The following is a 22,687-nucleotide window of genomic DNA, read 5'->3' as shown; positions in this document are numbered from 1 at the left end:
ATTTCAAAATTCGATAGGCAGGTCGATGTCGACCCTAGTTGCAGCATCAGCACCAGAGGCCCGGTCTTCTCAGGGCTTCCGGTTTGCCATGCTGCTGCCGGGCGCGCTGGTCACCTTGCTGCTGATCCTGTTTGCGCTTGGCCTCGTGCTTTTCCTCGCCTTCCGCGGCAATGACGGTTCGCTGCTCGGCGCCGGTTTCACCGTGGCGAACTTCGCAACTGTGGTGTCCGATCCGCTGTACTGGACGGTGACGCTGCGCTCGCTGATTATCGCCGCCCTGGTCACGCTGGCCACGGTCGTTACTGCCTATCCCGTCGCCTACTACCTTGCCTTCCACGCCGGCCGGCGGCGCGGGCTATTGCTGTTCCTGGTGACGCTGCCGTTCTGGACCAGCTATCTCTTGCGCGTCTTCGCCTGGAAGATCGTGCTTGCCTATAATGGCGTGCTGAACTCGGCGCTGATCGAAAGTGGCATCTGGTCCGAGCCGACACTGGCCTTTCTCAACACGCCGGCCGCCGTTGTCGTCACGCTGGCGCACGCCTATGCGCCGTTCGCCATCCTGCCGATCTATGTGGCGCTGGACACGATCCCGAAATCGCTGGTCGAGGCCGCTTCCGATCTCGGCGCGCGGCCATTCACCTCTTTTCGCCGTGTCGTGCTGCCCAATTCGATGCCGGGCGTGCTGGCGGCAGCCCTCGTCGTCTTCGTGCCGACGGTCGGCGACTATGTCACGCCGGCTCTCGTCGGCGGTCCGGCCAGCACCATGATCGGCACACTGATCCAGGCTGAGTTCGGCAAGGCCAATGACTGGCCGTTTGGGGCTGCACTCTCCGTCGCCGTGATGCTGGTCATCCTGTGCGTCGTGCTGGTCGCGCGCTTTGCCGACCGCAGATTTGGCAGCCGCACATGAGCGAGGGGCGGCACACACAGCGAGGCGGCGGCTGGCTTGGCGCCTACGTTATTGCCTATCTGGTCTTTCTCTATCTGCCGGTCCTGCTGATCCCGCTGTTTTCCTTCAACAACTCGATCCAGGCAGCGTTTCCGCTGCAAGGCTTTACCTTGCAATGGTACGCGACCTTGTTCGGCAATTCGGCGCTGACCAGTGCGCTCTTGAACAGCCTCGTCATCGGTGTCATTGCCGCCACTGGCGCAACGCTCTGCGGCATCACCGTGTCCTACATGGACCTCTATGGCCGCTCGCCGCTGGCCGCCACCATCAGCGCCATAGCCCGACTGCCGATCCTGATCCCAGGCGTGATCGTCGGCATATCGTTGCTCATCCTCATCAACCTCATCGGTCTCGGTCCATCGCGCATCGCCATCGTTCTCGGCCACATATTGGTGGCGCTGCCGACGACCGTGGTGATCATGCGCAGCCGCTTCGCCGCCATTCCGAAAACCATTCGCGAGGCGGCTCTCGATCTCGGTGCCTCCGACTGGACGACCTTCCGGCGGGTCATGCTGCCGCTCAGCCTGCCTGCCATCGTTTCGGCCTTCATGCTGGCCTTCCTGATCTCCTTCGACGAATTCATCGTCGTCTTCTTCCTGGCCGGCACCGAGCCGACACTGCCGCTCTACATCTGGAGCCAGCTCAGGTTCCCGAGATCGCTGCCGACGGTCATGGCGCTGGGCACGACGATCCTGGCGGTGTCCTTCGTCATCGCGGCAGCTGCCGAAATCCTGCGCCATCGCGGCCTGTCCGCGCCGGCGCCCGCCGATCCATCACAACCAAAACAAACCAAGAGAGGAGAACTGCAATGGCATTCGACCTGAAATCGATCTCTGCAAAGACTGTTTGCGTTGGATTGACGGCGTTCGCGCTAGCGCTGTCGTCGACCGTCGCTTTCGCCGGCGACAAGCTGCAATATTTCACCTGGTCGGGCTATGAACTGCCCGATTTCAACAAGAGCTTCCTCGCCGCGCACCCCGATGGCGTCGAGGCCTCGATCTTCGGCGACGACGATGACGCCTTCACCAAGGTCAAGGCCGGCTTCCGCCCCGACATTGCGCATCCCTGCTATGACAAGGTGGCGCGCTGGAACAAGGAAGGCCTGCTGCAGCCGATCGACACCAAGCGCATCAAGAACTGGGATTCGATCTTCCCGGTGTTCAAGAACCTGCCCGACCTGCAGGCAGGCGACGGCAAGGTCTGGATGGTGCCGTGGGACTGGGGCAACACCTCGATCCTCTACCGCACCGATCTGGTGAAGAACCCGGAAGCGAGCTGGAACCTTCTGTGGGACAAGCAGTATGCCGGCCGCATGGCGACCATCGACGCCGTGCATGACACGCCGATCGTTGCCGCACTTCTGGCCGGCGTCAATCCGTTCGACATGACCCCTGCCGAGATAGACAAGGTGGCCGAGAAGCTGCGCGAGCAGCGCCCGCTGCTCTCCAACTACACCACCGACATGACCTCGGTCGAACAGGCGCTGGCCAGCGGCCAATTGGTCGCCGCCATGACCTGGAACGCGTCGGCTACCTCGCTGAAGAAGCAGGGCGTGCCGGTCGAGTTCATGAAGCCGAAGGAAGGCATGCTGACCTGGGCCTGCGGCTTCGTCATGCTCAAGGACGCCAAGAATGTCGATCTCGCCTATGACTTCATCAACAGCCGGCTGGACGCCGACTCCGGCAAATACCTGATCGAGGCCTATGGTTATGGCAGCTCGCTGAGTTCCGCCTTTGCCACGGTTCCGAAGGAGGAGCTGGAGAAATTGCAACTGCCGTCCGATCCGGAGGTGATGCTGAAGACCACCATCTTCACCGGACCGATGAAACAGAATGACGACCTCGCCAAGATGTTTGAGAAGGTCAAGGCAGGCGGGTGAACCCTGGAGCACCGCGCGGCGAGGACGAATTGATGGACATGCTGGACGAAGCGGCTGAAAAGCCAAAGGACGACGCCGACATTCGCGTCGGCCGGCGCGTGCGGGCGCTCCGGCTGGAGCGTAAGCTGTCGCTGGCCGATCTTGCGGCAAAAGCCGGCGTCTCGATCGGGGCGCTCAGCCAGATCGAGCGCGGCATGTCCTCGTTGCGCGTCAAGGTGATCTGGCCGCTCGCCGCCGCCCTCGACATCGAGCCGTCGGCGCTGATCGCCGATGGCAACGATGCCGTCAACGATCTCTATTGCGTGCGTGCCGACAAGCGGCGGCAAATCCCGGTCAAGTCGGAAGGCATCGCCAAGGCGCTGCTGTCGCCGCCGGGCGCGACGCTGACCGGCATGCTGGTAACGGTGGAAGCCGCTGGTGGCACCGCCGAGGCCTATGCACACGCCGGCCATGAGTTCGGCTTCGTGCTGGCCGGCGAGGTCGAACTGGTGGTGGATTCGACAAAATATGTGCTGAAGACCGGCGACAGTTTCGCCTTCAAGAGCACGCTTTTGCATGCCTTCCGCAATCCGGGCGCCGAGCGTTGCCAGATCCTCTGGGTCAACACCACGAAGCCATCCGAGGTTCGCGATGGCGCCTGATCCACTCGTCCGGCTGCAGTCGGTCTCAAAGATATTTCCCGGCGGCATCGTCGGGCTCGACGCTGTCGAGCTCGACATTATCAGCGGCGAGTTCATTACGCTGCTCGGACCCTCGGGTTGCGGCAAGACCACCAGCCTGCGGGTCATTGCCGGCTTCGAAAGCCCGTCGAGCGGCAAGGTGTTGCTCGACGGCCGCGACATCACCGCACTTCGGCCCTTCGACCGGCCGGTCAACACCGTATTCCAGGACTACGCGCTGTTTCCGCACATGAACGTCGCCGAAAATGTCGGCTTCGGCCTCTCGCTGCGCAAGCTTTCTAGAGCCGAGCAGGCAAAGCGCACCGGCGAAGCCCTCGATATGGTCGGTCTTGCCGACAAGCTTCGCGCCCGCGTCTCCGAACTGTCTGGCGGCCAGCGCCAGCGCGTCGCACTGGCGCGTGCCATCGTCTGCGAGCCGCGCGTGCTGCTGCTCGACGAACCGCTGTCGGCGCTCGATGCGCATCTGCGCGAACAGATGCAGGTCGAGCTGAAACGGCTGCAGTCGCGGCTCGGCACCACCTTCGTCATGGTCACCCACGACCAGACCGAAGCGCTGTCGATCTCCGACCGCATCGTCGTCATGAACAAAGGCCGCATCGAACAGATCGCACCGCCAGCCACCCTTTACGACCAGCCTGCCACGAAGTTTGTGGCGAGCTTCATCGGCACCATGAATCTCCTGCAATCACGCTTTATCGGCCGCGATGGCGATCGCCTGCGCTTCGCCGCCGGCACCCTGCCGCTGGAGGCCATTTCTGAAACCGGCCAGTCACCCGGGCAAGGCGAGGTGCGGACCATTGGCGTGCGCCCGGAGGATTTGCTGGCGATGACCGAGGCCGCGCCCGGCACGGCGCCGGCGCGCGTCAACAGCATCGTCTTTCACGGCCGCACGCTGCGCCTGCATGCCGAACTGGGGGAGGGTGCACCTGTTGTCATCGATGCTCCGCGCCAGGCCGAAGGTTTTCAATTCAGCGCCGGCGACGTGGCGCATATCAGCCTGCGCCGTGGCGCCAATTGCCCCATCCTGCCAAGCTAGTCCCACCGATATCCAAAAACCGGAGCCGATTGGGCGATCCACGACCTCCTTGGGTTCAAAGGGCATCATCGGCTATGGGGCGTAGACTTCGGGTCAATACACGCTTGACTCAAACGTATGTTCCTGTTTTGTTCTAGTTGTGGACCAAAACGGGAGCGTTCCTTGTCGGCGTATGCGTATGTATCTGCAAGGCGAATTCGATTTCGGAATTCCAGAGCCGCCATGGCGGCCTAAACGGCCGGATCGCGTATTCTACGGCTTGTTCTTGCAGCCGAAGGACTATTCTCGGTTTGCCGATTGTCAAAACGGGTTATGCAGCCAATGCGGGATAACCGGCTCCCGTCTGCTGTACCATCGGTTTCATGTCAGCCTGCAGCACGTCGGTGATTACAAGAGGTTGCGAACGAAAACCGTCTTTGCAGCCGCCCGATCGGGGCGGCGCATCGCGATGCCTGAGTTCGAGGTCACCTTTCGTCATTTCAGGAGCTTTCCCGGCCGCCCGGCGACAAGGGGTAGCCCGGCCAAGCATCCGTTCGTGCTTCTCGCCGACGACGGACCGGTTTGTGAGTTGAGCAGGAAGCTCGGCGTCGAAATGCTGCGCGAAGGCCTCACATCAGACGGTTTCGTTCCACATTTGACACTTGCCTATGACCAGAAACTTATCCCGCAACAGCCTATCGATCCAATCAGCTTTGTTGCACGGGAGTTCGCTCTTGTGCACAGCTTGCGCGGACTGAAGAAGTACGTTTTCCCGGAATGTTGGCCGCTGAGCGTGATGTGATGTGCTCACATCGTCGTCATATAATCCGTGCGATATCTATCATCCTGACATGGCTTGTCAGCTACGGCGCGGATTGACGATGGCAAGCCGCAGGCGGTTCCCTATTTGCAGTGCGTCTGAACAGGAGGAACACAAATGACCATCGCGGAAATTGCCAAGGATTTCACCGAACTGCTCCAGCAGGGTGATCATGCCGGTGCGGCCGAGAAGTACAATGCCGATGATATCGTCAGCCTCGAAGCCATGGAGGGGCCGATGGCGATCGCCCGTGGCAAGGAGGCTCTGAGGCAGAAGGGCCAGTGGTGGCAGGAGAACAACGAAGTGCATGGCGGGTCGGTCGAGGGACCCTATGTCAACGGCGACCAGTTCGCGGTGCGCTTCAAGTTCGACATAACGCCAAAGGCTACCGGCGAGCGTGTCACCATGGATGAAGTTGGCCTGTACACGGTCAAGAATGGCAAGATCACCGAAGAGCGCTTCTACTATTGAGGCCGAACCCCCGGGCTTGCGGGATCTTGCTCTCGCCGCTGTAGGGTCGAAAACAGACATGACGGCCAGGACAATGTCCTGGCCGTCATGTGAGATGGAGATACGGCGACGGCTCTGGCAAAGCGGGAAGGGTGGTTTTAGTCTGTGAGACGGATTCGGCTGTCACCCAAGGGAAGCACATTTTGACGATCACCATGTACGGCATCACCACCTGCGACACGGTCAGGAAGGCGCGCGTCTGGCTGGAGGGCCATGACGTGGCCTACCGGTTTCACGATTTCAGGGCGGAGGGGCTGGACGCCAAGCGGCTCGATGGCTGGGCGGGCAAGGTTGGCTGGGAAAAGCTGCTCAACAAGGCGAGTACGACGTTCCGCGAACTGGCGGACAAGGACAAGCAGGGCCTCGACGAAAAGAAGGCCAAGGCGCTGATGCTGGCCAAGCCGACGATGATCAAGCGGCCCGTGCTGGAACTGGGCGACAGCGTCCTCGTCGGCTTCAAGCCGGATGTTTATGAGCAGGCAGTGGGTGGGAGGTAGAGCGCCCCTCACTTCGTCATCCTATGGCGGAGCAAGGAGCGAAGCGACGCGGCGCAGACCATAGGATCCATGCCGTGACCTATGAGCGTTGCAACGGTGCAGGTTCTGCTCCGTGGCGTCCCACGGCCGAGGTCACGGCATGGATCCTCGGGTCAAGCCGAGGATGACGATGCTGTTGCTAGCGATGGCTAATTGTGAGCGCCTGCGCTGAGATACCCCGCCAGCGCCACCGCATTGTTATGCGCTTCGTCATGCGCGCCATAAAGCAGCGTCACCTTGCCGTGGCGGAGCAGGCCACGCAATTCACTCACCGCCCCGCTATTCCCATCCAGCTCAGAACGATACCGCTTCTGAAACTCCGCCCAGCGCTCGGTCTCATGTCCGAACCATTTGCGCAACTCGTCGCTCGGCGCGATGTCCTTCAGCCACAGTGCCAGCGCGGCGTGTTCCTTGCTGACACCGCGCGGCCAGATGCGGTCGACCAGAACCCGCTGCCCGTCATCGGGGGCAGGTGGTTCGTAGATACGCTTGACCGCCAGGTCGAAGGTCATCGGCCCCTCCGCAAGTGGTCAGGCCCACTCGCCCTTGCGCATCACTGGCACCTTGCGGCCGTCCTTGTGAACGCCGTCAATGTCGATCTTGTCCGAACCGATCATCCAGTCGATGTGGATGAAGCTCTTGTTGCCGCCGCGCGCCGCGATCTCGTCCTGGCTGAGCGAGGCTCCGTCGACGAAGCACTTCGAATAGCACTGGCCGAGCGCGATGTGGCAGGCGGCATTCTCGTCGAACAGCGTGTTGAAGAACAACAGGCCGCTCGCCGAGATCGGCGAGGAATGCGGCACCAGCGCCACCTCGCCGAGGCGGCGCGAACCCTCGTCGGTGTCGAGCACCTTCTTCAGCACGTCCTCGCCCTTCGAAGCCTTGGCCTCGACGATTCTGCCCTCTTCGAAACGAACCGAGATCTCGTCGATCAGCGTGCCCTGGTAGGAGAGCGGCTTGGTCGAGGAGACATGGCCTTCGACGCGCCTTGCATGCGGCGTGGTGAAGACCTCTTCGGTCGGGATGTTGGGATTGCAGGTGATGCCGTTCTTGGCGGTTGAGGCGCCGCCCATCCATTCATGGCCGTCAGCCAGCCCAACCGTCAGGTCGGTGCCTGGTCCGGTGAAGTGCAGCGCATGGAAATTATGGCCGTTGAGCCATTCGGTGCGGCTGCGCAGCGCTGCGTTGTGCGCTTTCCAGTTGCCGATCGGATCCTCAACATCCACGCGCGAGGCAGCGAAGATGGCGTCGGCGAGCTTCACCACCGCAACATCGTCGGCATCGCCGGGAAAGACCTGTTTGGCCCAGGCGAGGTCCGGATAGGCGACGATGTTCCAGTTGATGTCGAAGCCGGTGATCTTTTCCAACGCCGGCTGGTAAGCCATCGAGTTCGCTTTGTTGGCACGCGCCACCTTCGCCGGATCCTGTGCCGACAACAGCGACGGATCCTCGCCGCGCACGGCCAGCCTTGCCGCATTGTTGGAAAAGGCTTTCGCCATGCCTTCATAAAGCCAGCCGGCGGCGCGGTCGAAGCTCGCATCGGCACCGAAGCGGTAGCGTGCCAGCGTCATCTCGTCATCGTTGAAGATCGGCGTCACCAGCCCGGCGCCGGCCTTGTAGGCGTGTTCGACAATCCGTCGGGTCAGCGGCAGTGCCGCGATGGAGGACGTCAGCACCAGATCCTGGCCCGGCTGCAATTGCAGCCCGACCTTGATGGCGACTTCCGCCAGCCTGTCGAGCTTCACCGGGTCGATCGATGCGGAAACGCCGCGCGAATGTGTGGTCATGATCCTGCCTGCCGTAGTTTGATGTCCGACTCACCATAGAGCGGCGCCACGGTGCTTTCCACCTCGATCGCGCCAGCGGCTCCTGTGTTCGCGGCCCCGAACTGCGCCATGGTCGCCTCGATCTCTTCCCTGATCCAGGCCTTGAAATCCCGGACCTTGCGGCTTTCGGCCTTGGCAGCGGAGGTCACCAGCCAGTAGCCGAGGCCGCTCTGCGCGCGGATTCCGAAAGGCGCCACCAGCCGCCCGTCGGCCAGCGCATCCGCGGCGAGCAATTGCCAGCCCAGCATCACGCCATGGCCGGCAATCGCCGATTCCAGGCAAAGCATCGGGTCGGTGAAACGCGCCCCCTTCAGGAAGGTGACCGGTGGAACACCAGCCGCCTCGAACCAGCTTTCCCAGTTGATCATCGCCCGCTCGTCGGTGATCGCGCAGGTCTGGGCAAGGTCCTCGATCGATTTCAGTTTCCTGGCTATCACCGGTGCGCAAACGGGGAAGACTTCCTGCGCCAAAAGCAGTTCCGCCCGCCCGCCAGGCCATTTGCCGTCGCCAAGCCGGATGGCGATGTCGATGTCGGAGTGATCGAGATCGGCCAGCCGCACCGACGCGTCGATGCGCAGCAGCACGTTGGGATGCCGGGCGAAGTGACGCGACAGTCGCGGCAGCAGCCATTTCGAGGCAAAGGCCGGCGCCACCGAAACCACCAATGTGCACTGCGTCGCCTCGTCGGCCAACGCCACGGCCTGGGCAAGCTCGCGAAATCCAGCACCAAGGCGGGCCGCGAAGACGGCGCCGAACTCGGTCAGCGCGAGACCGCTCCCCGTTCGCTCGAACAGTGCCTGGCCGAGCTGCTTTTCGGTGCGGCTGATCTGCTGGCTGACGGCGCTGACGGAAACGCTGAGCTCTCCGGCGGCGGCCGCCAGCGATCCGAGCCGGGCGACGGTTTCGACGGCGCGAAGGCCGTTCAGATGGACGCGGTTGAGCATAGCCATTGAGTTTTTCTAAACCGATCCGGCTGAAATCTCAATTGAAGGAGATATCGAAACGGCAGACTTTATCGACGGGAGACAGGCCCACGGAGCCGGAAATGCTGAGGATGTTGTCGTCGCTGAAGGTCTTGTTCGTCGCGAATACGCCGTATGAGCCGTGCCGTGAAAGCGAGACGCAGGGATGGCTGATCGATCCGCTTTCGCACCCCGTGCTGAACACCATGTCGGAGCGCGAACTTGGTGATGTGCCGTTCAGGCTGACGGCGCTGCGGACCGTGTACGAAACGGCTCCATTGCGCGCCGGTTCCGGTGGACGCTGCTGAGCGGACGCCAAGGGCCCGGCTTAAACAGAAGTCGAGGCGATCGCGTCGCCTTGCGGCTGCCCTGGCCCAACAAAAGGCGGATTGTTTCACCGGCTCGCGCACTTATTGTGCGCTGCAATGATATCGCCCACCTCGACAGCGCTGCGCTCCGCTTTCGCCGGCATGATTGCCCTGGCCGTTGCCATGGGAATCGGCCGCTTCGTCTATACTCCGATCCTGCCTGGCATGATGGAAGAGCTCCACCTGTCGCCAGCTGATGCCGGCTGGATCGCCTCTGCCAACTATCTCGGCTATCTCGTCGGCGCGCTGGCGGCGGCGGGCGGCTGGGCGCATGGGCGCGAGCGCCTGCTGATGCTGTCGGGTCTCGGTGCCAGCACTGTCCTGGCCGCACTGATGGGCCTGACTGACGCGATGGTCGCCTTTCTCATCATTCGCTTTCTTGCCGGTCTGGCCAGTGCCTTTGTCATGGTGTTCATGGCCAGCATCGTTTTCAGCCATATCGCCGCTGTCGGTCGAGGTGACTTGCAGGCCTGGCACTTCGGCGGCGTTGGCCTAGGCATCGCGGTGTCCGCGGCGATGATGGCTGTCCTGGTCACCGAACATGCCGGCTGGGCAGCAGGTTGGCTGTGGTCGGCGGCAATTTCGGCTTGCGGTTTCGTGGTCGTGGCGCTGCTGGTGGACGAGGGTCCGCTCGCCAATGGCGAAACTGGCCCTGAGCCGGCATTGCCGAAAGACCGGTCGCTGCTGAAGATCATCATTGCCTACGGCCTGTTTGGGTTTGGCTATGTGGTGACGGCGACATTCCTGGTCGCCATCGTCCGGCAAGGCGGCGGTAGCCGCGTCTTCGAGGCCATGGTGTGGATGGTCGCCGGCCTTGCTGGATTTCCCTCGACCTGGCTCTGGCAGAAGATCGCCGCACGGATCGGACTCTATGTCGCCTATGCGCTGGCATGTTTCATCGAAGTTGTCGGCGTCACGGCAAGCGTCGCCATCGGCGGACGCACCGGGCCGCTGCTTGGCGGCCTGCTGCTCGGCGTCACCTTCATTGCCATCACCGCGCTTGGTCTGCAGGCCGCACGGCAGCTGGCGCCAATGGCGCCACGCCGGATCTTTGCCGTGATGACGGCCTCATTCGGACTTGGCCAGATCATCGGTCCGGTTGCCGCTGGGTTTCTGGCGCAGGCGTCAGGTGATTTCTTCCTCGCCTCGATTGTCGCGGCCGGCGCTCTTGTCGTTTCCGGCGTCATCACATGGTCGGCTGCGCCAAAATCGCCATGATTGTGGGCTTGCTGTGCCGGGCATCGGGCATGGGCATTTTCTTTCCCACTAATGTGTGACTTTATGCCCGCCGTAGTCAGCTGATTTGCGCCTAGATTGAGGAATTCGCCACAGTGTTCGTATCCTTTTTCCCGCAGCCGAAGCTGTTTTTCACTTCGGCCGCCGTCTGGAGCCTTGCGGCGATCCTCTTCTGGTTTTTCGGCGGCGAGCAGTTGGGCGCGGTTTTCGGGCTGCCGCCCGCCGTGGCCGGCGCGCCGCCCATCATCGGCATCGCCATCCTCGTATCGAAGCCGTTCCTCTGGTTCTATCTCTATTTCGCGTTCTGCGTGCTCGTCTTCTACGCTTTCTGGAGCTGGTATTCGCCGCATCCGTGGCAGCGCTGGTCGATCCTGATGACCGCGGTCATCCTGTTCTTCATCTATTTCAACGTGCAGGTCAGCGTCGCCGTCAACGCCTGGTACGGGCCTTTCTTCGACTATGTGCAGGGACTGATGTCGGGGACTGGAAAGTCGACCAACGGCGAATTTTACATCGGATTGGCCGATTTTTCGTGGCTAGCACTGGTCGGCATGAATGTGCAGGTGGTCAATGCCTTCATCGTCAGCCACTGGATCTTTCGCTGGCGCACGGCGATGAACAACTACTTCGTCGAGAACTGGGGCAGGCTACGCCATATCGAGGGTGCCTCGCAGCGTATCCAGGAAGATACGATGCGGTTCTCGCAGATCATGGAAGATCTAGGCTCCAGCTTTGTCCAGTCGATCATGACCTTGATCGCATTCCTGCCGGTGATGATCCAGTTGCAGGCCCATATCACCGAGTTGCCGATTATCGGCGCGATCCCGCAGCCATTGGTGGTCGCAGCCCTTGCCTGGTGTCTGTTCGGAACGATCTCGGTCATGGTTGCCGGCCTGAAACTTCCAGGACTGCAGTTCCGCAACCAGCGTGTCGAAGCCGCCTACCGCAAGGAACTCGTCTACGGCGAGGATCATGCGGACCGGGCCCAGCCAGCCACCACTGCCGAGCTGTTCGAGAATGTTCGCCACAATTATTTCAGGCTCTATTTCCACTACATCTATTTCAACGTCGTCCGTTACACCTACCTGCAGGCTGACAACATTTTCTCGCTGCTGATCCTGGGGCCCTCGCTGGTGGCGCACAAGATAACGTTCGGCGCGCTGAACCAGATATCGAACGCATTCGGCAAGGTGACGGGATCGCTGCAGTTTCTGCTCACCTCCTGGTCGACCATCGTCGAGCTGCAATCGGTCCACAAACGCCTGCGCGCCTTCGAGGCGACGCTGCAAGGCGAGCCGTTGCCCGATATCGACCAGCGCTATCTGGCAAGACAGGGCGCCGAGGATCCGGCCTAGAGACCGAGCTTTTGGAAATCGAACCGGTTGGGCGGGTCAGCCGCCGACCGAAGCCTGCTTCTGGGCAGCATCCTGTCGCGAAACATAATCGCGAAAACTGATGCACTCGACATCTGCCTTGACGCAGACCTCGCCGGCAAAGCGCTCCAGCGCGTTCCAGTAGGCGCCGTCATTCATCAGCGCGAAGTGGAAGCCGAGTTCCAGCGGAATGCGCTTGCCGCCATACTGTATGTCGAAGGCGGTGCGGAAGGCGTCAAAGGTCCGGTTGGCGAACTCGTCCGCCTTGCTTGGCCGCTCGAAGCCGCCGGAATGGCGGACATAGAGATTGTAGTCCATGGCGATCACCGGCCTTGATTTGGGTCCCTCCGGAATCTGCGGCAGCGAAAAGTGGATGATGCCGTTGCCGGCCGTCGGTCGGGCAGGGCCCTGCGAGACGCCGCTCGCGTCGAACTGATAGCCGGCCGCCGGGAGCGCCTCGTAGAGCGCCTTGCTGGTCGACAGATACGGCGCTCGGAAACCGACCACCGCATGGCGCGCGAAATCTCGCCAGCCCTCAGGCTCGGGTGCAATGCCGTTGATCGCATAGGCGTTCTCGAGAATATGCTCGAACGAACTGAACTCTTTCAGCCAGTCGGCCTTGCTCCAGTCCTTGCCGTCGAAATGGCCGCAGCCATGGCTGGCGATGTCGTGGCCTTCATGCGCGGCAAGGCCGATCTGCTCGAGCCGCTCGGTGACTTCCTGCTTCGAGGCAGCAAAGCCGATGTTGGATTTGCCGGCGCTTTTGCCGGGTGCGGTGTATTCCTTGCGTGTTTCCGGCGACAGCAGGAAGACGCAGGACAGAAAATAGGTGAAATGCGCGCCGGTGAGCTCAGCCAGTGCCCGGCTGCGTTTCCACTGCGAAATGTCGCGGGCGCTGTCGAACGAGATGATGACGACCTGCTTGGGCTTTGCTGGCGCTGGTGGCGCGGGCGGATCGGCCAAAGCCGCGCCGGCAGTGGCGAGCGCGGCGAGGGAAAACGCAATAACGCGGAACGGACGATACATCGGCAATCTGATCTGCACTCTAGGGGACGTCTCGAAGCCGGCTATCGCCTAAATGTGGCGTGGATGCGATTGGCCTTTTCGGCTGCTTGCCCAGGGCAAACATCCGTTTGCCCTGGGGAATAGGCGATTTTCCGGTTGAACCCCTTCCATGCCGGCAAAATTTCGCTAAAACGCGGGCTGACAAGGGCCCGACCGGGCAGGAATGGTTTGATTGATGTCCGACGATAGTTTTATCCGTGAAGTCAACGACGAGATTCGTCGCGAACAGGCGCAGGCGCTGTGGGACCGTTTTGGCCCCGCCCTGATTGTCGTTGCGATCCTCGTGGTGCTCGGCACCGCCGCCTTCGTCGGCTATCGCTATTGGGACGAGACGCGCGCCAACCGCTCCGGCGATGCGTTCTCGCAGGCGCTGAAGCTGGCCAATGACGGCAAGAACGATGAAGCGCTGACCGCGCTCGATCAATTGGAGAAGGACGGCTACGGCGCCTATCCGTTGCTCGCCCGCATGCGCGGCGCGACAGTCAAGGCCAACAAGGGCGACATCGACGCCGCCGTCAAGGATTTCGACGAAGTCGCCGCCGACACGGCTATTCCCCAGGGCATTCGCCACATGGCGCGGCTGCGGGCAGCACTCCTGCTTGTCGACCATGGCTCCTTTGCCGATGTCTCCAGCCGTGTCGAGGCGCTCACATCCGACACCAACACGCTGCGCCATACGGCGCGCGAGGCGCTCGGCCTTTCCGCCTGGAAGGAAGGTAAGACCCAGGATGCGCTGAAATTGTTCGACCAGATCGCCGCCGATGACGGCGCCCCGCGCAACACCCGCGAGCGCGCAACGTTGATGTCCGAGCTGATCCGCGGGTCGGGCAGTGCGTCGTGACCTTCAAAGTCGCCATCATCGGCAGACCTAACGTCGGCAAATCGACTCTTTTCAATCGGCTGGTGGGAAGGAAGCTGGCGCTTGTCGACGACACGCCGGGGGTTACCCGCGACCGTCGCGTCCATGCCGCCAAGCTTTACGACCTGCATTTCGATGTCATCGACACCGCCGGCTTCGAGGACGCGGGCGCTTCGACCTTGCCCGGCCGCATGCGTGCGCAGACCGAGATCGCCATCCGCGAGGCCGACCTGATCTTCTTCACCATCGATGCCAAGTCGGGGCTGTTGCCTGACGACAGGACCTTTGCCGAGATCGTGCGCAAGTCCGGCAAGCCGGTGGTGCTGGTCGCCAACAAGGCCGAGGCGAAGGGCGCCCAGGGCGGCATGCTGGAGGCCTGGGAACTCGGCCTTGGCGAACCGATCCCGGTTTCGGCCGAACATGGCCAGGGCATGCCCGACCTGCGCGATGCCGTGATCGGCGCGCTCGGCGAAGCACGTGCTTTCGGCGAAGAAGATGGCGAAGACGAAGACGTCGCTGCCGGCGAGGTTCTGATCGGCGAGGATATCGCCGATCCGGATGCCGAGCACACCTATGACGACACCAAGCCGATGCGCATCGCTGTCGTCGGCCGTCCCAATGCCGGCAAGTCGACGCTGATCAACGCGCTGATCGGCGAAGAACGGCTGCTCACGGGACCGGAAGCCGGCATCACCCGTGATTCGATCTCGGTCGACTGGGATTGGCATGGCCGCCGCCTAAAACTGTTCGATACGGCCGGCATGCGCCGCAAGGCCAGGATCCACGAAAAGCTGGAAGTGATGTCGGTGCAGGATGGCCTGCGCGCCATCCGCTTCGCCGAGATCGTCATCATCGTGCTCGACGCCACCATTCCTTTCGAGAAGCAGGATCTGCAGATCGCAGACCTGATCATCAGGGAAGGCCGGGCGCCGGTGATCGCCTTCAACAAATGGGATCTGATCGACCATCCCCAGGAGCTTCTGGCCGAATTGCGCGAGAAGACGGAACGGCTTCTTCCCCAGGCGCGCGGCCTTCAGGCCGTACCCGTCTCCGGCGAGACCGGGCGTGGCCTCGACAAGCTGATGGATGCCGTCATCAGGACCCATAAGGTGTGGAACAGCCGCGTCTCGACCGGCAAGCTCAACCGCTGGCTGGAAGGCATCCTGGCGCACCATCCGCCACCTGCCGTGGCCGGGCGCCGGCTGAAGGTCAAATACGTCACCCAGGCCAAGACCCGGCCACCGGGTTTCGTCGTCCAGTGCTCGCGGCCCGATGCGATGCCGCAATCCTATGTCCGCTATCTCTCCAACAGCCTGCGCGAAGCCTTCGACATGCCCGGCGTGCCGATCCGCATTGCGTTGCGCACGTCGGACAATCCGTTCGCCGGCAGGTCGAACAAGCGCAAATGAACGGCGCGGCTGGCCGACGCCCCTCGGCTTCGTCATCCTAGGGCGGAGCAGGAGCGAAGCTCCGTCGCGGAGACCCTAGGGCGTGGACTCAACGTGTCGCAGCCAAATCCTTAGGGAGGCGAGGGTAAGAGTTGCGAGGAAGTTTCGACCAAGTTTGTCGAAGCGGGTAGCGGCCCTGCGGAACTGCTTGAGTTTGCAGAAGAAGCGCTCGATGCGGTTTCGCTCGCGATAGAGGTCTGGCGCGACAAATCTCTTTGCCTTTACGTGCCGACGGGTCGGGATGTGAGCGCACCCGCCAGTCTCGGCAACAAGGGCGACGAACGGCCAACTGTCATAGCCTTTGTCGGCGACAAGCGCCTTTGCTGGCGCCAGCCCTTCGATCAATTGCGGGGCGAATGTCTTGTCGGATGCCTTTCCCTCCGAGATGAGGAGACGGATCGGCAGGCCGTCTTGATCGACGAGCGCGTGGACCTTGGTGCTCAGTCCGCCATGAGAACGGCCAATGGCGTTATCCGGACCCCCTTTTTACCTCCCGCCGCATGCTGGTGGGCGCGGATTATCGAACTGTCGATCAGGTGCAAAGACTGTGGTGACTTAGCCGCCAGCGCTTCAAACATCGCCAACCAGACACCTCTTTTGGCCCAACGGTTGAAGCGGTTGTAGACCGTGGTGTAGGGGCCATACCGCTCGGGCAGATCGCGCCAAGGCGATCCGGTCCTCAGAACATAAAATATGCCATTGACCACCCGCCGATCGTCGACCCGCTTCTTGCCCAAGCCATGTGGCGGCAAAAGCGGTTCCACGATTTGCCATTCTGCTTCGCTTAGATCGTAGCGTGCCATCATCGCCTCCTAATCAAAGGCGTTGAATCACTGCTTCAAAGGCCATGCAAGGGTTGAGTACGCGCCCTAGGATCCATGCCGTTACCTTTGCCGAGGAATGCAGCGGAGCAGAATTTCTGCACCGCTGCAGCGCTTTGAAGTCGCGGCATGGATCCCGGGGTCTGCGCTGCGTCGCTTCGCTCCTTGCTTCGCCCCAGGATGACGAAACTATGGTCGTTTCGGCCAAGAACCTAAGCGACTTCTCTCAACCTCTCATCCGTCCGCGCATTTTCAGGCAGTGCTTGCCGCGCGGCGTCCAGCAGGATGTCGGCGAGGCGGGCCGCCACGGGCTCGGCCTCGGCGTCCTTGCGATACAGGAACAACGCCATCTTGGGCAGCGCCGGCAATCCGGCGATCTCAGGCGTCATCGCGCTGACGCTGGCCGGCAGGCCGATGTCGGTTCGGATCGTCAGCCCCAGCCCTGCCGCAACCGCTGCCCAGATGCCGCCAAGGCTCTGGCTGGAAAAGGCCATCCGCCACGACAGCCCCGCCCTGTCGAGCGTTTCGGTTGCCACCGTGCGCAACAGGCATGGCGCCTCGAGCGCCACCAGCGGCAGTGGCTCACTATGGCGCAGGCTGGTCTCGATGCGCTTTGCCGGGCCGATCCAGCGCATCTGCACATCGGCGACATGCTGGCTGTAGGGCAGTGTCTCGCCACTATGCCAGGCGAGCGCGATGTCGAGGCTGCCTGACATGACCCGTTCGGCGAGCTCATGGCTGCGCGCGATCCTGGCTTCGATCTTGACCTTGGGGTGCGCCCGGGCGAAGCGGCCGAGCACGTCAGGCAGCACCGCCTCGCCGAAATCCTCCTGCAGGCCGAGCCTTACCCAGCCCTCGAGCTCGACGTCATGGATGGCGGATGCCGCCTCGTCATTCAGTTCGATCAGCCGGCGTGCATAGCCGAGCATGGTTTCGCCCGCCTCGGTCAAGCCAAGGCCGCGTCCCGATTTGCGAAAGATCGGCGTCGCCGCCTGTTCTTCCAGTTTCTTCAATTGCGCACTGACCGCCGATGTCGACCGGCCAAGCCGGTCGGCCGCCTTGGCAAAGCTGCCCAGCTCCATGCCGGTGACGAAACTGCGCAGGACGTCGAGGTCGAATGTCACGCGTCGCATATTGTTAGTCCTGCTTTTCAGGATGGTAAGTTTAAAAATTCCTGATTTTAAGGATGAAACTACGGCGCTAGAAACAGACCGTCAAGGCCAGACCACTGGCCAGCACGGGAATGAAATCATGTCCGCCATTGTCAATTGCACTGACCGACAGAAGCCGGAACTTCTGGAAGATACCGGTTCCGCCGGGAGGGCATTCAAGCCCGGCCATCGCTGGAAGGTCCTGGGCATCGGCGTTGCCGCCAATGCCAGCTTCTCCGCCACTTTCTCCGGCATACCGGCAACGGCAGTCGTGCTTCGCCAGGGCTATCATCTGGGCAATGCGGAACTCGGCCTGGCACTCGGCCTTCTCGGGCTGGGGGTCGCGCTCAGCGAACTGCCCTGGGGCCTGCTCACCGACCGCTGGGGCGATCGCCGCGTGCTTTTGATCGGGCTCGGCGCGACGGCGGCGTGGCTCCTGGTCATGGCGATGCTGGTCGTGCCGACAAGGACCGGTATTCCCGGCGTCACGCTTCTCTCCGCGAGCCTGCTCATCACCGGACTGCTCGGCGGCAGCGTCAACGGTTCGAGCGGCCGCGCCATTATGGGCTGGTTCCGGGAAAACGAGCGCGGCTTTGCCATGAGCATCAGGCAGACGGCGGTGCCGCTTGGCGGCGGCCTTGGTGCGCTCGTGCTGCCTGCGCTTGCCCTGGCTTTCGGCTTTGGCGCGGTGTTCGGGGTTCTGGCGGGTGCATCCGCGCTCTCGGCCCTGTTCGCGTGGCGCTGGCTGCACGAGCCGCCGACGGCGGGCGAGGGCCACCTCGCTTCGTCAACTGTGGCCGGGCCGGCGCCGCTTCGCAATCGCGACGTCTGGCGTATCGCGACCGCCATCGGCCTGCTCTGCTTTCCGCAAGTGGCGGTGCTCACCTTCGCCTCCGTGTTCCTGCATGATTTTGTCGGACTGGGAACGGCCGCGATCAGCGCGAGCCTCGCCGCCGTGCAGATCGGCGCCATGGTCATGCGTATCTGGAGCGGCCGCTTCACCGACCGCCACGGCAACCGCCGCGAGTTCCTTCGCTTGTGCAGTGCGCTCAGCGCGCTTGCCTTCTTGGTGCTTTGGTTGCTGGTTCTGGTCAGTCCCGCCATACCGGGCGGACAGGTCTTCCTGATGGCTGTCCTTCCCGTCGTGCTGATTGTCGCGGGCATCTCGGTCTCCGCATGGCACGGCGTCGCCTATACCGAGCTTGCCACGCTTGCCGGTGCCGGCCATGTCGGAACCGCGCTCAGCCTTGCCAACAGCTTCGTTTTCGTCGGCTTCTTCCTGGTGCCGGTGGCCATTCCGGGGCTCTTGCACCTCTGGTCATGGTCCGGCGTCTGGCTGGCGGCCGCCATCTGCGCGCTGCTCGCCTGGCCGATCTTCCTGCGCCCGGCCTGAGTTCGCATGCCGGCCGCAAAACCGCCCGACTTCGGAACCACCACCTCCAGCCGACCGGGAAAACCCGATCGAACCCGTTAACGTCCCATCAAGGTTAATGCATCATTTTGCTCTCCAGTGGGGTCTGTAGCGTTCCTGGAGAGAGTTCCGTGCATCGACGTGTGTTGAAGCGGCTGGTTGCCGCCGCCGGTGAGAGAAAACGTGGCTTTCTGGCGCCATTCGTCATCGGTCTCGGCATCTGGATCGGCTTTCCGACCGTCGCTGCCTACCAGGACATGACGAGCCTCGTTTCCGGCCTCGAAGCATCGAGCACGCGCTGGAATTCCTATGTCGAGAAATCCATTGCTGGCTCGACCCATGCGGCCGAGATGCCCTTCATCGATTCCGACGTCACCGGCTCCATCTCCGGGTCGGGCGTCCATCTGGCCGGTGTCGGCAACGTGTCGTTTCGCGGCAAGGGCGGCAAGGTCAGCGGCACGCCTGACGAGGATCGCGTCGTGCGCGCCGAGAAGAAAGGGCGCATCGTCCAGATGTCTCCCGTGGCGCCGCCGAAGAACTTCAATGCCGGCTCGATCTTCGAGCGCACCTCTTCCTTGCTGCGGCCCAGCATGGACAGCGGCCTGAAGATGGCCTTCGCCAAGCCGCAGATCAAAGGCAAGGAAATCCAGATCGCAGCCGCGTTCCATGCACGCGAGGACAAGAAGCCGGATCCCGGCGTGCCGGCCATGCTCGCTTCGTTGGTCAACAACGACCATCCGGATGTGCTGGCGACCGCCTATGCGCAGTCCGAGCCCGACTATGCCAAGGCATCGCCCTTTGAAGCCCTGCTTCAGGACGAGCAGCCCAATGACGGCCGCTTCATTCCGCCGATGGCCAAGGGCGATCATTCGTGGATCCAGAACCCGCTGCCCGCCAGTGTCTTCTCCAAGAAGGAGCAGGCATGCCTTGCCAACGGCATCTATTTCGAGGCGAGGAGCGAATCCGTGCGCGGCCAGGCCGCCGTCGCCCAGGTCATCCTCAATCGCGTCCGCAACCCGACCTATCCGAATTCGATCTGCGGCGTCGTCTACCAGAATGACAGCTGGTTCAACCGTTGCCAGTTCTCCTTCGCCTGCGACGGCAGGAAGAAGCGCGTCGATAGTCCTGTCGCCTACAAGACCGCCCAGGATATCGCCATGGCCGTCACCGCCGGCAAGATCTTCATCCCGGAGGTCGGATCGTCGACCCACTACTACGCCCAATATGTCCATCCCGTCTGGGCGCGCACGATGCAGAAGATGACCAAGATCGGCCTGCATATCTTCTATCGTACCTATGGCGGCGGCTGGAGCTGAGCGCGTAACAACTGCTGATCTTTGGCGCGGCGCGCAGTCGATCGAAGAGCCATTGCCCGGGGGATTCGCGCCATGCATCGCCATCATCGCGGCGGGCACGATGTCGCACCTTTATAACTATTTGATTTTGTTGCCTAAAATACATGGCAATGAACTTCCGCCCGTGGCTTGACGGGCGCAAACCCTCTAACTATGTTGCCGGCGACTTTAGAAGCGGACGGACGGTGACGGTCTGACCGGGCAGGGGGGTTGCGATGGCCGACAAGAATGGGCCAGACGGAACCGGAGAAACCGGCCGCGGCAAGCAGCATGAGCCCGACATCCGCGATGACGATCTTGAGCGCCGCCGGCGTGACCTTGAAGCTTCGCTTGCGACAAGGCGGCCGGACCGGCTCGAGGGGAAAGACGACGCGAAAGCGGGCAGTGTGGCCGGATATGGCCAGGCGCTCAAACTCTCCAGCGAGTTTATCGCCGGGGTCGTAGTGGGTGCCGGCATCGGCTGGATCATCGACCGTCTGGCGGGGACATCGCCATGGGGTCTGATCGTGTTTTTGCTGCTTGGCTTTGGCGCCGGAGTGCTCAATGTGATGCGTTCCGCCGGCGTTGTGGCAGAATTCGGACAGGGCGATAAATCGCGCCGTGACCAAGACGACAAGAAATGACCGCGCACCATGTGCGGTAATGGTAACGAGGCCGTACGCGGCATTGACGGGGTTTGAACGTGGCAGCTGACAAGGTCGATCCGATCCACCAGTTCCATATCAACAAGCTGATTCCGATCGACATCGGCGGCTATGACCTGTCCTTCACCAATTCGGCGTTGTTCATGGTCGCAACCGTGGTTGTCGCGGCGGCGTTTCTGTTTCTCACGACCTCGAGCCGCAGCCTGGTTCCTGGCCGGCTTCAGTCGGTCTCCGAGATGGCCTACGAGTTCGTCGGCAACATGTTGCGCGACGCCGCCGGCACGCAAGGCATGAAGTTTTTCCCGCTTGTATTCTCGCTGTTCATGTTCGTGCTCGTCGCCAACCTGCTCGGCCTGTTCCCGTATTTCTTCACCGTCACCAGCCACATCATCGTCACCTTCGGCCTTGCCGTGCTGGTCATCGCAACCGTGGTCATCTACGGCTTCATGAAGCATGGTTTCGGTTTCCTGAAGCTGTTCGTCCCGCATGGCGTGCCGGTCTTCCTGCTGCCGCTGGTGGTGCTGATCGAGGTGATCTCCTTCGTGTCGCGCCCGGTCAGCCTCTCGGTTCGTCTGTTCGCCAACATGCTCGCCGGCCACATCACGCTGAAGGTGTTCTCCGGCTTCGTCGTCAGCCTGAGCGCGCTCGGCGCGGTCGGCGTCGCCGGCTCGATCCTGCCGCTGGCAATGGCGGTGGCGCTGACGGCACTGGAACTGCTGGTCGCCTTCCTGCAGGCCTACGTCTTTGCCGTGTTGACCTGCATGTATCTCAACGACGCCCTGCACCCCGGGCACTGATCAAGAGTTTCCGGCCCAAGAGTTTTCCAACATTGGCGCCGGATGGAATCGCAACGGAATTTTAGATCCAAAGGAGTTGAACAAATGGACGCAGAAGCAGCAAAGTACATCGGCGCCGGCATCGCTTGCCTGGGCATGGGTGGCGCAGGCATTGGCCTCGGCAACATCTTCGGCAGCTACCTGGCGGGCGCTCTGCGCAACCCGTCGGCTGCTGATGGCCAGTTCGGCCGCCTGATTTTCGGCTTCGCCGTGACCGAAGCTCTGGGCATCTTCTCGCTTCTCATCGCGCTTCTGGCCCTGTTCGGCTGAGCACTCGGGAAGATTGGACAGGCCGGCCGCGCAAGCGGCGGGCCTGAATTTCGGGGATAGTCCATGTTCGTGACATCTGCCTTTGCGCAAGAGTCCGCGCCATCAGCCGATACCAGCCATGCTGCGACGGAAGGCGACACGCATTCCGGCACCAGCGTGCCTGCTGAAGCGCATGGCACGTTTCCGCCATTCGATCCGGCGACGTTCCCGTCGCAGCTTCTGTGGCTGGCGATCACCTTCGGGCTGTTCTACCTCTTCCTGAAGCGGGTTGTGATGCCGCGCGTCGGGGGCATCATCGATGTCCGCAACGATCGCATCAGCAAGGATCTCGACCAGGCAGCCAAGTTGAAAGGCGAGGCCGATGCCGCCGTTGCTGCCTACGAGCAGGAACTGGCGGAAGCCAAGACCAAGGCCAACGCGATCGGCCAGCAGGCCAACGATGCGGCCAAGGTGGAAGCCGAGACCGCGCGCAAGAAGGTCGAGGCCGCGCTCGATGCGAAGCTTGGCGAGGCCGAAGCCCGCATTTCTTCCATCAAGGCCAATGCCATGAAGGAAGTCGGCAGCATCGCCGAGGACACCGCTTCGGCGATCGTCGAGGCCCTGGTCGGTGGCAAGGCCAGCAAGGCCGAGATCGCGGCCGCGGTCAAATCCGTGGCCCGGTGAGGAGCGCATC

The 22,687-nt window shown here is 62.3% G+C and carries 25 protein-coding genes; 19 read left to right on the top strand and 6 right to left on the bottom strand.

What is annotated here, in order from left to right:
• The first annotated feature begins 25 nt into the window (after positions 1-25).
• From ACZ89F_RS20190 to ACZ89F_RS20155, 8 genes are all read left to right on the top strand, one after another.
• Entirely contained in the window at positions 26-910 is an 885-nt protein-coding gene (locus ACZ89F_RS20190) for an ABC transporter permease (RefSeq protein ID WP_476093765.1), read from the top strand.
• Entirely contained in the window at positions 907-1,773 is an 867-nt protein-coding gene (locus ACZ89F_RS20185; RefSeq protein WP_476093764.1) for an ABC transporter permease, read from the top strand. Before ACZ89F_RS20190 ends, ACZ89F_RS20185 begins: the two co-directional genes overlap by 4 nt.
• The gene (locus ACZ89F_RS20180) at positions 1,758-2,828 is read left to right on the top strand and encodes an ABC transporter substrate-binding protein (RefSeq protein ID WP_476093763.1); all 1,071 of its coding nucleotides are present in this window, start codon (positions 1,758-1,760) and stop codon (positions 2,826-2,828) included. The genes ACZ89F_RS20185 and ACZ89F_RS20180 overlap by 16 nt, the downstream gene beginning before the upstream one ends.
• Before the next feature lie 32 nt (positions 2,829-2,860).
• Positions 2,861-3,469, top strand: coding sequence for a cupin domain-containing protein (locus ACZ89F_RS20175; protein ID WP_476093762.1), 609 nt, complete (start codon positions 2,861-2,863; stop codon positions 3,467-3,469).
• The gene (locus ACZ89F_RS20170; protein WP_476093761.1) at positions 3,459-4,544 is read left to right on the top strand and encodes an ABC transporter ATP-binding protein; all 1,086 of its coding nucleotides are present in this window, start codon (positions 3,459-3,461) and stop codon (positions 4,542-4,544) included. The genes ACZ89F_RS20175 and ACZ89F_RS20170 overlap by 11 nt, the downstream gene beginning before the upstream one ends.
• Before the next feature lie 178 nt (positions 4,545-4,722).
• Positions 4,723-5,325, top strand: coding sequence for a 2'-5' RNA ligase family protein (locus ACZ89F_RS20165; protein ID WP_476093760.1), 603 nt, complete (start codon positions 4,723-4,725; stop codon positions 5,323-5,325).
• Between the two features lie 135 nt (positions 5,326-5,460).
• Complete coding sequence (locus ACZ89F_RS20160) at positions 5,461-5,814, top strand: SnoaL-like domain-containing protein (RefSeq protein ID WP_476093759.1); 354 nt, start codon at positions 5,461-5,463, stop codon at positions 5,812-5,814.
• Between the two features lie 182 nt (positions 5,815-5,996).
• Entirely contained in the window at positions 5,997-6,350 is a 354-nt protein-coding gene (locus tag ACZ89F_RS20155) for an ArsC family reductase (RefSeq protein WP_476093758.1), read from the top strand.
• A gap of 188 nt (positions 6,351-6,538) precedes the next feature.
• Here the strand turns inward: ACZ89F_RS20155 and ACZ89F_RS20150 are convergent, their stop codons facing one another.
• From ACZ89F_RS20150 to ACZ89F_RS20140, 3 genes are read right to left on the bottom strand one after another with little or no spacing between them, the layout of a single operon-like run.
• A complete protein-coding gene (locus ACZ89F_RS20150; RefSeq protein ID WP_476093757.1) occupies positions 6,539-6,901 on the bottom strand; it encodes a DUF488 domain-containing protein in 363 nt (120 codons plus the stop codon).
• Between the two features lie 18 nt (positions 6,902-6,919).
• The gene (locus ACZ89F_RS20145) at positions 6,920-8,176 is read right to left on the bottom strand and encodes an aminopeptidase (RefSeq protein WP_476093756.1); all 1,257 of its coding nucleotides are present in this window, start codon (positions 8,174-8,176) and stop codon (positions 6,920-6,922) included.
• The gene (locus tag ACZ89F_RS20140) at positions 8,173-9,165 is read right to left on the bottom strand and encodes a LysR substrate-binding domain-containing protein (RefSeq protein ID WP_476093755.1); all 993 of its coding nucleotides are present in this window, start codon (positions 9,163-9,165) and stop codon (positions 8,173-8,175) included. Before ACZ89F_RS20140 ends, ACZ89F_RS20145 begins: the two co-directional genes overlap by 4 nt.
• A gap of 95 nt (positions 9,166-9,260) precedes the next feature.
• Between ACZ89F_RS20140 and ACZ89F_RS20135 the strand changes: the two genes are divergently transcribed.
• The 3 genes from ACZ89F_RS20135 to sbmA all read left to right on the top strand — a co-directional run bounded on the left by ACZ89F_RS20135 (position 9,261) and on the right by sbmA (position 12,136).
• Entirely contained in the window at positions 9,261-9,485 is a 225-nt protein-coding gene (locus ACZ89F_RS20135; RefSeq protein ID WP_476093754.1) for a hypothetical protein, read from the top strand.
• Between the two features lie 117 nt (positions 9,486-9,602).
• Positions 9,603-10,763 carry a YbfB/YjiJ family MFS transporter gene (locus ACZ89F_RS20130; protein WP_476093753.1) on the top strand — a complete coding sequence of 387 codons (1,161 nt, stop codon included), beginning with the start codon at positions 9,603-9,605 and terminating at the stop codon, positions 10,761-10,763.
• A 113-nt stretch (positions 10,764-10,876) separates the two neighbouring features.
• Entirely contained in the window at positions 10,877-12,136 is a 1,260-nt protein-coding gene (gene sbmA, locus ACZ89F_RS20125) for a peptide antibiotic transporter SbmA (protein ID WP_476093752.1), read from the top strand.
• A gap of 36 nt (positions 12,137-12,172) precedes the next feature.
• Here sbmA and ACZ89F_RS20120 read toward each other — a convergent pair whose 3' ends face one another.
• Positions 12,173-13,180 carry a polysaccharide deacetylase family protein gene (locus ACZ89F_RS20120; protein ID WP_476097319.1) on the bottom strand — a complete coding sequence of 336 codons (1,008 nt, stop codon included), beginning with the start codon at positions 13,178-13,180 and terminating at the stop codon, positions 12,173-12,175.
• Positions 13,181-13,394: 214 nt separating this feature from the next.
• Here ACZ89F_RS20120 and ACZ89F_RS20115 point away from each other — a divergent pair, with 214 nt between their 5' ends.
• Positions 13,395-14,060, top strand: coding sequence for a tetratricopeptide repeat protein (locus ACZ89F_RS20115; RefSeq protein ID WP_476093751.1), 666 nt, complete (start codon positions 13,395-13,397; stop codon positions 14,058-14,060).
• A complete protein-coding gene (gene der / locus ACZ89F_RS20110) occupies positions 14,057-15,487 on the top strand; it encodes a ribosome biogenesis GTPase Der (protein WP_476093750.1) in 1,431 nt (476 codons plus the stop codon). Before ACZ89F_RS20115 ends, der begins: the two co-directional genes overlap by 4 nt.
• A 75-nt stretch (positions 15,488-15,562) precedes the next feature.
• On the opposite strand, the gene ACZ89F_RS20105 is transcribed toward der, so the two are convergent.
• A protein-coding gene (locus tag ACZ89F_RS20105; protein ID WP_476093749.1) for an IS5 family transposase occupies positions 15,563-16,329 on the bottom strand; the annotation gives its coding sequence in 2 pieces (ribosomal slippage) (positions 15,563-16,005 and positions 16,005-16,329; 768 coding nt in all).
• Between the two features lie 230 nt (positions 16,330-16,559).
• Positions 16,560-17,480 carry a LysR substrate-binding domain-containing protein gene (locus tag ACZ89F_RS20100; RefSeq protein ID WP_476093748.1) on the bottom strand — a complete coding sequence of 307 codons (921 nt, stop codon included), beginning with the start codon at positions 17,478-17,480 and terminating at the stop codon, positions 16,560-16,562.
• Between the two features lie 118 nt (positions 17,481-17,598).
• Here ACZ89F_RS20100 and ACZ89F_RS20095 point away from each other — a divergent pair, with 118 nt between their 5' ends.
• The 6 genes from ACZ89F_RS20095 (at position 17,599) to ACZ89F_RS20070 (ending at position 22,677) form a co-directional block, all read left to right on the top strand.
• The gene (locus ACZ89F_RS20095) at positions 17,599-18,891 is read left to right on the top strand and encodes an MFS transporter (protein WP_476093747.1); all 1,293 of its coding nucleotides are present in this window, start codon (positions 17,599-17,601) and stop codon (positions 18,889-18,891) included.
• Between the two features lie 149 nt (positions 18,892-19,040).
• Positions 19,041-20,225 (top strand): cell wall hydrolase, encoded by a 1,185-nt coding sequence (locus ACZ89F_RS20090; RefSeq protein ID WP_476093746.1) that lies wholly within the window; start codon positions 19,041-19,043, stop codon positions 20,223-20,225.
• 254 nt (positions 20,226-20,479) lie between these two features.
• Positions 20,480-20,887, top strand: a complete 408-nt coding sequence (locus ACZ89F_RS20085; protein WP_476093745.1) for an AtpZ/AtpI family protein — start codon at positions 20,480-20,482, stop codon at positions 20,885-20,887.
• A gap of 59 nt (positions 20,888-20,946) precedes the next feature.
• A complete protein-coding gene (locus ACZ89F_RS20080; protein WP_183444605.1) occupies positions 20,947-21,705 on the top strand; it encodes a F0F1 ATP synthase subunit A in 759 nt (252 codons plus the stop codon).
• A gap of 84 nt (positions 21,706-21,789) precedes the next feature.
• Positions 21,790-22,014, top strand: a complete 225-nt coding sequence (locus tag ACZ89F_RS20075) for a F0F1 ATP synthase subunit C (protein ID WP_006206606.1) — start codon at positions 21,790-21,792, stop codon at positions 22,012-22,014.
• 63 nt (positions 22,015-22,077) lie between these two features.
• Positions 22,078-22,677 carry a F0F1 ATP synthase subunit B gene (locus tag ACZ89F_RS20070; protein WP_476093744.1) on the top strand — a complete coding sequence of 200 codons (600 nt, stop codon included), beginning with the start codon at positions 22,078-22,080 and terminating at the stop codon, positions 22,675-22,677.
• Positions 22,678-22,687: the final 10 nt, after the last annotated feature.

The organism is Mesorhizobium sp. USDA 3734 (genome assembly GCF_056279665.1).
The sequence above is the reverse complement of the archived record's forward strand: the minus strand, read 5'-3'. Positions and strand labels throughout refer to the sequence as shown.

What these genes read in the sequence shown, in the direction of transcription:
- ACZ89F_RS20190 (WP_476093765.1), top strand. Translation starts at nt 26, where the DNA reads ATGTCGACCCTAGTTGCAGCATCAGCACCAGAGGCCCGGTCTTCTCAG.
- ACZ89F_RS20185 (WP_476093764.1), top strand. Translation starts at nt 907, where the DNA reads ATGAGCGAGGGGCGGCACACACAGCGAGGCGGCGGCTGGCTTGGCGCC.
- ACZ89F_RS20180 (WP_476093763.1), top strand. Translation starts at nt 1,758, where the DNA reads ATGGCATTCGACCTGAAATCGATCTCTGCAAAGACTGTTTGCGTTGGA.
- ACZ89F_RS20175 (WP_476093762.1), top strand. Translation starts at nt 2,861, where the DNA reads ATGGACATGCTGGACGAAGCGGCTGAAAAGCCAAAGGACGACGCCGAC.
- ACZ89F_RS20170 (WP_476093761.1), top strand. Translation starts at nt 3,459, where the DNA reads ATGGCGCCTGATCCACTCGTCCGGCTGCAGTCGGTCTCAAAGATATTT.
- ACZ89F_RS20165 (WP_476093760.1), top strand. Translation starts at nt 4,723, where the DNA reads ATGTATCTGCAAGGCGAATTCGATTTCGGAATTCCAGAGCCGCCATGG.
- ACZ89F_RS20160 (WP_476093759.1), top strand. Translation starts at nt 5,461, where the DNA reads ATGACCATCGCGGAAATTGCCAAGGATTTCACCGAACTGCTCCAGCAG.
- ACZ89F_RS20150 (WP_476093757.1), bottom strand. Translation starts at nt 6,901, where the DNA reads ATGACCTTCGACCTGGCGGTCAAGCGTATCTACGAACCACCTGCCCCC.
- ACZ89F_RS20145 (WP_476093756.1), bottom strand. Translation starts at nt 8,176, where the DNA reads ATGACCACACATTCGCGCGGCGTTTCCGCATCGATCGACCCGGTGAAG.
- ACZ89F_RS20140 (WP_476093755.1), bottom strand. Translation starts at nt 9,165, where the DNA reads ATGGCTATGCTCAACCGCGTCCATCTGAACGGCCTTCGCGCCGTCGAA.
- ACZ89F_RS20135 (WP_476093754.1), top strand. Translation starts at nt 9,261, where the DNA reads ATGCTGAGGATGTTGTCGTCGCTGAAGGTCTTGTTCGTCGCGAATACG.
- ACZ89F_RS20130 (WP_476093753.1), top strand. Translation starts at nt 9,603, where the DNA reads ATGATATCGCCCACCTCGACAGCGCTGCGCTCCGCTTTCGCCGGCATG.
- ACZ89F_RS20120 (WP_476097319.1), bottom strand. Translation starts at nt 13,180, where the DNA reads ATGTATCGTCCGTTCCGCGTTATTGCGTTTTCCCTCGCCGCGCTCGCC.
- ACZ89F_RS20115 (WP_476093751.1), top strand. Translation starts at nt 13,395, where the DNA reads ATGTCCGACGATAGTTTTATCCGTGAAGTCAACGACGAGATTCGTCGC.
- ACZ89F_RS20100 (WP_476093748.1), bottom strand. Translation starts at nt 17,480, where the DNA reads ATGCGACGCGTGACATTCGACCTCGACGTCCTGCGCAGTTTCGTCACC.
- ACZ89F_RS20095 (WP_476093747.1), top strand. Translation starts at nt 17,599, where the DNA reads ATGTCCGCCATTGTCAATTGCACTGACCGACAGAAGCCGGAACTTCTG.
- ACZ89F_RS20085 (WP_476093745.1), top strand. Translation starts at nt 20,480, where the DNA reads ATGGCCGACAAGAATGGGCCAGACGGAACCGGAGAAACCGGCCGCGGC.
- ACZ89F_RS20075 (WP_006206606.1), top strand. Translation starts at nt 21,790, where the DNA reads ATGGACGCAGAAGCAGCAAAGTACATCGGCGCCGGCATCGCTTGCCTG.
- ACZ89F_RS20070 (WP_476093744.1), top strand. Translation starts at nt 22,078, where the DNA reads ATGTTCGTGACATCTGCCTTTGCGCAAGAGTCCGCGCCATCAGCCGAT.